Genomic DNA, 9,034 nt, shown 5'->3' with positions numbered 1-9,034 from the left:
CTCTTTTGGTCAATTACACAAATGCTAAAGGTAAAGCCTGTTCTGTCAGTCTGGCACTGTACAAATCTTTTGCAAGAAAAAAGGACTTCTTCGCCAAAATCAAGTCAGCCGTTAAAACATTCTACTTGCCCAAGTTTAACTTGACGGACCTGCTTGCCCGTGTATGCTACATCTGCGGCAATCCGCATTCCAATGTCAGCATGTATCATAGGAAAACGAAGAAGAAGCTCGACAAACCCTATTCACCGATTGTCACTGTCATGCTGAACATCAACCGGCGTCAGATACCCCTTTGCGAACATTGCTTTGCCAATGTCGAAGCTGACAGGTTCCAGCTTAATCAGCTGAAACGACGATAACCCATTTGGAATATGGAGAGCCGTATGCGGTGACAAGTCGCTTGTACGGTTCGGGAAGGGGCGGGTTACCTTGCTAATCCGCCTATTTCATTCCAACCCATTCCCTGAGGTAAATGTTTTTCTGACCCTATTTCTAAGTTTGCCCCTCCCTTTTACAGGAGGGGCAATTATTATTCCACTAATATCAGTTATTGATTCCCATCATTGAGGCCCGTACGCTCTAGGGCAAAAGCGTGAAGTTAGGCGCAGCTTCATAGTCCTCGTCGTGAGCTCTTAGTCAAAAACACCTTCCTTCTTTAATTCCTCGAATGTGGCTTCATCTAAATTGAGCAAATCTTTCATGATCTGTTTGGTGTGTTCACCAAGCAGCGGAGCGGCTTGATCCACCACGGCAGGGGTCTTGGACATGTGAACCGGAGCATAGTTGTAAACATGGTAACCCATTTCAGAATGATCAAGGTAAACAAAATGTTTACGGTAATTGAGTTGAGGATCATTAAGAACGTCCCGGGCATCTTTAACCAAGCCAGCTCTCACTTTGGCCTTTGCCAATCGTCTCAACAGCTCATCACCGTCATAATTAACCGTCCAACGCCCAATCAGCTCGTTCAACTCAGCTTGGTTGGCTATCCGCCCAGCATTCGCTGTAAACGCGTCCTGTTCAGCCCATTCAGGCCTGCCCATCGCGGCTTTCAAGGCTTGCCATTCATCCTCACTTTGAACGGATAAGACAATCCAGCGGTTTTTACCTTGAAGCGGATAGATGCCGTGGGGTACAAAATCAAAATGCTGGTTGCCCTGGCGATTTTGCACCCGTCCGTTCATCATGTAGTCCATGATCGGAGTAGGCAGCACACATAGGGGAGCTTCTATTTGGGATAACTCAATGTACTGGCCTTCCCCTGTTTTCTTCCTATGCCGCAGAGCAGCAAGGATAGCAAAAGCAGTGTGCACTGGATTGGGGACATGATCGGGATAGTTGGTTCCCATTCCGAAGGGTTCTCTTTCCGGGAAACCAGTGAGATGAAGAATTCCAATTAAAGCGCTGACTTGAACACCAAAGCCCCGATAATTGGCATGGGGTCCGTCAGCTCCCATCAGGGGCATGCCGGCGAAGATAATATCCGGCTTGATCTTGCGTACCTCATCGTAGCCCAGTCCCCATTTTTCCATCGTATGGGCCGTAAAATTCTCACAGATTATATCACTTTTTTTAATTAATTCTTTAATAATTTCCATGGAACGGGGATGTTTTAAGTTCAAGGATATGCCTTTTTTATTGGGATTTCTGTTGCTGAAATAGCCGCTTCTTTCCACGCCCGCCTTGCCATCCTTAAAAGGAGGCAAGAGCCTCAAGTAATCCAAGCGTGTTCCCGATTCGATTTTGATAACCTCAGCCCCATACTCCGCTAGAACTTGTGTGGTGAGAGGGCCCGCTCCGACCCAGGTAAAGTCCAGAACCCTGATGCCGTTAAGAGGAAGCTTGTGCGACAAAGCATACACCCCCTTGTTTAAATTCTTGGATCTGTTGCGGATTATACCCTATCTCTTGGAGGATTTCCGCCGTATGTTGTCCCAATTTAGGGGGCTCTGTACCAAGCTTCCAAGGGGTTTGCGACAACCGATAAGGAGCCCCGGGCATGAACACCTGCCCGCCAAGACTCTCGCTGAAATAATCAACCATGAACTTCCTGTACTTAATATGGGGATCTTCACAAATATCCTTCGGGTTATTCACGGGATGAATCGTCACCCGCCTGTCCTGACCATTCTCAAAGAGATATAACTTATTATGCTTCATGGCAAATGGAACAACAATTTCATTAAAACGTTGCTTAGCCTCAGCTGTCCGCCGAAATTGCGGCGTTTTCCATTGATCTTGGGCTAAGCTCTCTGCCCCCTCCACTTTTTCTTCAATAAGCCAGTCGACGAAAGCGTTCCAAAGATTGACATTACCACCCATTCCTGCCACAAGGTAAACATAACCGTCCTGGCACGGATAAATTCCCATCCCAGCCTCAACATGCCCTATACCACGCCGGATGCTTCCTTCCAAGTCATAGAACTGGATGGCATTTTCGAGAGCGGTAGCAACACATTCCTGGAGAGATACATCCAGATACTGCCCGCTGCCGCTGTCGTCAGCTTCCAGCAGGGCTACCATGCTCCCCGTTGCCGCATACATTGCCCCCATCATAAAGGTCTGACTATCGGGAACACGGGCCGGTATATCGTCACCCTGAGCAGCTAAGTAGAGCAGCCCCCCCATGGCCAAGCTGGTAATATCCGACCAAGGATAATCCCGGTACGGACCATTTTGCCCATACCCTGTCACAGATGTATAGACAAGTTTGGGATTGATCGCACTCAGTTGCTCATAACCTAAGTTCAACTTATTCAAATAGCCTGGTGGAAAGCTTTCCAGGAGCAGATCCGCAGTTTTTACCAGGTTAAGGAAAATTTCTCTGCCCTGCTCCTTTTCAATATCGAGCACGATGCCCTTCTTATTTGTATTTTGATAGATGAATTGCAGACTCCCTTCCTGGTCAGGGATATCCTTATAAAAAGGACCAGCTCTTCTAATCGGACTACCTTCAATTGACTCAATCTGAATCACTTCCGCGCCGAGGTTGGCAAATAATTTTCCGGTATAACTGCCAATTTCGCCTGCAAATTCCAAAACGCGAATACCACTCAAAGCACCTTGACTTTTACTCATACTCCATCCCTTACCTTCGTCCAGTTTTACACTATCCAATATTGGCAAAAAGACTCTTCCCTCCGCAGACATACAGAGTTTGCCCATTAATATATCCGGCCTCATCACTCGCAAAAAACATCACGGTCCGGGCAATATCACGCGGGGATCCTATCCTTCCCATGGGTTGAGCTTTCAGTAGCCGTTCCTTGCCTTCCTCCGGCAAAGAGTTCCACATCGGAGTTTCGATCAGCCCCGGCGGGATGCAGTTTGCAGTGATCCCCCGTTTTCCCAGCTCCAGGGCCAAGGTTCGGGTCAAAGCCACCACTCCGGCTTTCGCCGCCGAGTAATTTGCCTGCCCAGGCCCTCCCAGCCAAGCCCGTGAGGATATGTTGACGATCCGCCCGTAGGCCTGTTCGCGCATATATTTAACCGCTTCCTGACAACACAAGAAGACAGCTTTGAGGTCAACATCCAGCACCTTGTCCCAATCCTCTTCCGTCATTTTCAAAAACGCCTTATCCCGAAAAATTCCAGCATTATTAACCAAAATATCAATCCTGCCAAAAGTATCCACAACCTGCTTGAACATCGCTGCCACTTCCGTTTTTTTGGTGATATCCGCAACCACTCCCATGGCTTCCCCGCCAGCTTCCTTGATTCCCTTGACCACCTCATCCACCATACTCTGATTAACGTCATTGATCACTATTTTTACCCCATGCTGGGCCATTATTTCGGCCGTACCCCTGCCCATCCCGCCGCCAGATCCGGTTATCAAGGCTACTCTTCCCTCAATCTGCATGATTTGCTTACCTCCCTGAATTTTTCCTATTCTTCCTCTATACCGACAAGGAACTTAGCACACTCTTACCGCCGCAGATAAAGATCGTCTGCCCCGTGATGTAGTCAGCTTCATCATCAGCGAAAAACAGCACGCCATACCCAATATCTTCCGGTTTGCCAACTGTCTTCGATGGCTGAGATTTCATAAGGTTTTCTTTAATGTTATCTGGTAAAGCATCGTACAGGGGCGTCTGGATCAAGCCCGGGGCTATACAGTTAACTGTGATTTGGTGCTTAGCTAATTCCAAGGCCAACGTCCTGCTTAAACTCACCATTCCCCCTTTCGATGAGGCATAATTGGCCTGCGTCGGCCAGCCCAGATAAGCCCTTGAAGAAATATTAACGATTCGTCCATATTTCCGTTCCTTCATGTTAGGAACTACTGCCTGACTCAACAGAAATGGTCCTTTTAAATTGACATTAAGCACAATGTCCCAATCTTCTTCCGTGATTTTCAGCAAGCCCTTGTCCCTAGCTATGCCAGCGTTGTTAACCAGAATATCCACCGGCCCAAACTTTTTCTCAATCTGCTGCACCAGGTCTTGTACCTGATCTTTCTTTGAAATATCAGCTGCCACTCCCAATGCTTCCCCACCGGCAGATTTGATCTTTTCCACCACTTTGTCCACTTTCGCCTGATCAACATCATTAACGACCACCTTAGCACCGTTCTGGGCCAGCATCATCACTGTTGTCTCACCCAGTCCGCTCCCTGATCCGGTTACCAGTGCCACCCTGTTTTGTACACCCATTTTACCCGGCTCCTTTCCCTTGGCTCTATACTCAAGACAATACCGAAAAGAACGACTTCCAGATACTCCGAAGCTAGTGTTCTCCTACTTTCACACCTCTTTGTTCAACATCTGCCTACCGTTCTCCCGGCCTAGTCCAAAACCACTTGCTTCTTCCTTACCTGCTTAAGATATGAATCGTGCACACAGCGTTATCCAAACCATAGATTCCACCGCCTGTGACATGGGTCATTGCCACTTTACAGTCCGGTACCTGCATAGCTCCGGCTTCATTGCGCAGCTGCCAAGTCGCTTCCACAATCTGCGCCGCCCCACTGCATCCCGTCGGATGCCCACACGACAATAAACCTCCCCGGGGACTGAACACCACTTTACCACCATAGTCATTGCCGCCGCTCCGGATAAATTCTACTGCTTCGCCATGTCCACAGAAGCCCATGGCTTCCGTATACAAATGCTCATTAATCGCAAAGGCGTCATGGCACTCAACCATATCGATATCCTCCGGACCAAGCCCGGCGATCTCATAGGCTTCTTTAGCGCCCCTGACCGTAATCTCCATCGAAGTCATGTCCCTGAACCCATTGCTGAAAATTCCCGAAGTGACTTCACTCACCAAGAAGCGCACTAGTGTACTGCCCAACTGCATGGCCTTCTCCTTCGTTGCCACAATCACAGCCGCCCCTCCGTCTACATTGGGGCAACTCATCAATAAGGTCAGCGGATCACTGATTGAACGCGCGTTAACAACCTGCTCCACCGTAAGGGGATCATGGAATTGCGAACGCGGGTTATTCATGGCATGACGCCTATTTTTCACCGCCACCAGCGCTAAATCCTCAGGTGTAGCTCCGAAATCGTGCATGTAGCGTTTTGCTCTCATGGCATAAATTCCCGGCATAGTTATCCCCTGAACCCCTTCCGGATCATTAGCATCGGGGGAAAAAGCCGTTCCAGCCGTTCTGGTCGCGGAAATATTCTGAACTCCCACCGCCATCGAAATATCCGTAAGTCCGTTGGCCACGTCTTTAACTGCCAAGTTTACCGCCAAAGCCCCACTGGAGCAGGCACTCTCCACGTTCATCATCGGTACTCCGCCCATCCCCAGCGTACAAGCCACCCGTTGTCCAAAACAGATGCTGCCTGACAGTCCTGACATCTCCCCGACATAGATGCTCTGTACCTGTTGGGGACTGATCCCGGCATCTCTCACCGCATTGAACACTGCCTGCCGCCCAAGATCAGCCCCAGGCAGCGGCGATTTCTTATAATAGTTGGTCATCCCTACGCCAATAATATATACATCCCTCATTTTTATTTACCTCCTTTGCTTGCTGCCACTGGTCTAAATATATAGCTTATCGTCTTTTTGCCGTTTTTATCTTCTCTGATTACACCAGCCTCCACCTGCAAAGCCATACCAATCTGAATATCCTTCATCTCTTCCGCTTGAACATCAATCTGTGCTCCTACTCTGATCCCATTAGGAAAATCCACGTACCCTATCGCCAAAGGCGCTTTGACTCCCGGCTGCGGAACATTCATGACCGTATACGAATACAACTTGCCCACCCGCTCCATAGGGGAGTCATCAAATGTTTCTGACCAGCACGCCGGGCAAATTGGCAGTTTTGGAAACCATAACTGACCACAGCTGCGGCACTTTGACTCGATCAAATACGGTTTACTCCCATCCTCCGGAATCTTAAAGAAATCAGGGTGAAAAACAACCTGTTCTTGTTCATTTAGCTTAGCAGTTTTCTCTGTCATACTAAACCCCTCCAAATCCAATATATTTTACAATCCACATAATTTAAATATCCCTTAACAAACACAGATTACGAATTTAACAATTCCAATTTTCCATTCTTCCTTCGATTTCCCACCTCCCTTCATAAACTGCACTACAAACCAGTGTTATTTCCCTTGATATTGTGGAGGTCTCTTTTCTGCAAAAGCCACGCGTCCTTCTATCCTGTCTTCCGTATCCCGTAATATCCCCCACAACAGGTATTCGTACATTGAAGCTTGTTTCACGGGAAGGTCGGACCCTATAACCACAGCTTGTTTAGCCGCCTTAATTGATAAAGGAGCATTATTGGCAATCTTTTCGGCGATCTCTTTCGCCTTATCCATCAAGTTTTCCGGGGGTACCACATCGCTCACTAACCCATACTGGCAAGCTTGAAGAGCATCCAGCCTGTCCCCGGTTAACAGCATTTTCATCGCCACAGCCTTAGGAAGAGTCCTCACTAAACGTTGAGTTCCACCTAAGCCGGGCAGGCTGCCAACTTTAACTTCCGACAAGCCAAAAGAGGCAGTGCTTACAGCGATACGCAGATCACACGCTAATGCCATTTCCAGGCCGCCTCCGATAGCAAAGCCGTTAACCGCACAAATAATAGGTTTCCACATATCCATCGGAGCCAATAAATGTTCCTCTTCAAAATAAGTGGAAGCAAAGCTTTCTTTAGGCGGCATACTTTTCTTCATATCCGAACCGGTGCAAAAAGCCCGCTCACCTGCACCCGTCAAAATGGAAACTCTGATCTCCGGATCAGCTTTAATCTCCCGCCATATCTGATGCAACTCGGCCCAAGATTCCGGATCCAGTGCATTCATGGCTTCTGGTCTGTTAAGCGTTACATATGCGATATTCTTATCTTTTCTCAATAAAACTCCCAAAATTAATTCCCCCTTCTCTGTTCTGAAAATGTTCCTGGAATAACTGTCCACACCTAATTAAAAGACCCCAAAGTTATCATAAGGTTTTTGGTCCTTTAACACTTCTCTGGCCAGCAGCCAGCGGTGAATCTCAGTAGGACCTTCGACAATACGAAAGATCCGAACTAAACGATAAATATATTCAATCGGCATTTCTTTGGTCAGTCCCATGCCACCGTGGACTTGGATAGCCCTGTCCGCGACCTTGCTCAGCATTTCTGTGGCATAGATTTTTAGCATAGACGTCTCTTTACGCAGATCACCAAGACCCTCATCCATTTTCCAGGCTGCGTTATACAACATGAGACGGCAGGCATGAAGTTCAGTCGTTGAATCAGCGATCCACCATTGGACAGCCTGCCTATCAGCTAGGAGCTTGCCAAACGTTTTGCGCAGATTCGCCTGTTCAATCATCAACCCTATCAGTCGATCAGCATAACCACAGCACCAAGCAGCGATCTCCAGCCGCCGTACCCCGAACCTGTTCGAAAGAGGAATAAATGCCTGTCCGACCTCACCCAAAACCTGAGAGGGATCTAATTCACAATCTTCAAAAACCATCTCATAAGCAAGCATCTCGCCGATTGTGTTGACATTACGTGTAATTTGCATACCAGGGTGTCCCTTGTCTACCAAAAATGCCGTGAAGCCACCTTTTTTACCTTTTTCTTTGTCATTTACTGCCAAAACAATAAAAAAGTCCGCTTTTGGACCAAAGCTAATAAAACTTTTGGATCCGTTTAAAACCCACTTGCCATTTTTCAAATCAGCCCGCATCTGAATGCCAGCTGCATCAGATCCGGCACCAGGTTCCGTCATGGCCAGCGCCGAACGCTTTTCTCCTTTTGCGTACGGAAATAGGTACTTCTCATGTTGCTCTTCCGTACAACAAGCAATCATAAAATCCAAGTTCGGGGAATCAGGCGGTAGAAAAAACGGTACGATAGATCTTCTTAATTCTTCCGATACTACTATTTTGGCCAAGGCTCCCAAGCCCTGCCCTCCGAACTCTTCGGGCACATCAAGTCCCCAAAGACCCAGTTCCTTGGTCTTTTCCATTAATTTTAGCTCTTCCTCGGGTGGTAGAACCGATAGATCAGTGAAACCACGACTGGCCTCACGTTCAATCACCATATTCTCTAAAGGAAACAACTCTTTTTCTGTGAATTTTCTGACCATCTTTTTTAATTGCATGTATTCTTCTGGCAAGGTAAAATCCATAATTACACTCTCCCTTTGTGCGCACGTTGTGCGCTTCATATATATTTCCTAGAAATCATCGCTCCTGCATTGCGATGTAAGACAACCGACTAACTTTATGCGAAAGCCTCTGGGGGACAACAGCATGTCGGTAAAGTCAGGATTAGACTGCAATTGCTGTCGAGTAGCCTGGCGAGTCAGGCCATATATGGTAAAGCCTATGGGCTGAATCCGGGTCTGTGGCTTGAGGCGCTGCCGGAATTAACCCCGGTATCAATGGGTATCCCCAATATAAAAAGGATTGGGTATAAGCAGGCCCATTGACGCACCTGCGGTAAGCAGGGTATAGACCAACCGGATACCTACGTATGGAGACACTATATGGAGCGTCAAACGTGACCTGCCTAAGTGCCGTTCTCGGCATATGGCAGAGAGCCCTAATAGTAGCCTAACGG

The 9,034-nt window shown here is 47.8% G+C and carries 9 protein-coding genes and 1 pseudogene; 2 read left to right on the top strand and 8 right to left on the bottom strand.

All coding sequences use genetic code 11. The annotated features are described in order from the left end of the window. Positions 1–359: pseudogene (locus tag JL57_RS23570) on the top strand (reverse transcriptase); the annotation flags it as partial. A 273-nt stretch (positions 360–632) separates the two neighbouring features. Here the strand turns inward: JL57_RS23570 and JL57_RS23565 are convergent. From JL57_RS23565 to JL57_RS23530, 8 genes are all read right to left on the bottom strand, one after another. Continuing rightward, positions 633–1,853: a CaiB/BaiF CoA-transferase family protein gene (locus JL57_RS23565; RefSeq protein WP_034144373.1), complete on the bottom strand. Its 1,221-nt coding sequence runs from the start codon at positions 1,851–1,853 to the stop codon at positions 633–635. Next, positions 1,831–3,126, bottom strand: a complete 1,296-nt coding sequence (locus tag JL57_RS23560; RefSeq protein ID WP_291300481.1) for a CaiB/BaiF CoA-transferase family protein — start codon at positions 3,124–3,126, stop codon at positions 1,831–1,833. Before JL57_RS23560 ends, JL57_RS23565 begins: the two co-directional genes overlap by 23 nt. Then, complete coding sequence (locus tag JL57_RS23555; RefSeq protein WP_034144372.1) at positions 3,110–3,862, bottom strand: SDR family NAD(P)-dependent oxidoreductase; 753 nt, start codon at positions 3,860–3,862, stop codon at positions 3,110–3,112. Before JL57_RS23555 ends, JL57_RS23560 begins: the two co-directional genes overlap by 17 nt. A 37-nt stretch (positions 3,863–3,899) precedes the next feature. After that, on the bottom strand, positions 3,900–4,655 hold the full coding sequence (fabG, locus tag JL57_RS23550) for an SDR family NAD(P)-dependent oxidoreductase (RefSeq protein WP_034144371.1): 756 nt from the start codon (positions 4,653–4,655) through the stop codon (positions 3,900–3,902). A gap of 157 nt (positions 4,656–4,812) precedes the next feature. Continuing rightward, positions 4,813–5,967, bottom strand: a complete 1,155-nt coding sequence (locus JL57_RS23545; RefSeq protein WP_291300480.1) for a thiolase family protein — start codon at positions 5,965–5,967, stop codon at positions 4,813–4,815. Between the two features lie 2 nt (positions 5,968–5,969). Further along, positions 5,970–6,425, bottom strand: coding sequence for a Zn-ribbon domain-containing OB-fold protein (locus JL57_RS23540; protein WP_034144369.1), 456 nt, complete (start codon positions 6,423–6,425; stop codon positions 5,970–5,972). A 147-nt stretch (positions 6,426–6,572) separates the two neighbouring features. After that, on the bottom strand, positions 6,573–7,340 hold the full coding sequence (locus JL57_RS23535) for an enoyl-CoA hydratase/isomerase family protein (protein ID WP_034144368.1): 768 nt from the start codon (positions 7,338–7,340) through the stop codon (positions 6,573–6,575). A 57-nt stretch (positions 7,341–7,397) separates the two neighbouring features. After that, positions 7,398–8,600, bottom strand: a complete 1,203-nt coding sequence (locus JL57_RS23530; protein WP_034144367.1) for an acyl-CoA dehydrogenase family protein — start codon at positions 8,598–8,600, stop codon at positions 7,398–7,400. Positions 8,601–8,753: 153 nt separating this feature from the next. Here JL57_RS23530 and JL57_RS35350 point away from each other — a divergent pair, with 153 nt between their 5' ends. Further along, a complete protein-coding gene (locus JL57_RS35350) occupies positions 8,754–8,903 on the top strand; it encodes a hypothetical protein (RefSeq protein WP_291299564.1) in 150 nt (49 codons plus the stop codon). The last annotated feature ends 131 nt before the right edge of the window (positions 8,904–9,034 follow it).

This window comes from Desulfosporosinus sp. BICA1-9 (assembly GCF_000802135.1).
Note: the sequence above shows the minus strand (reverse complement) of the source record. Positions and strands in the feature narration are given on the sequence as shown.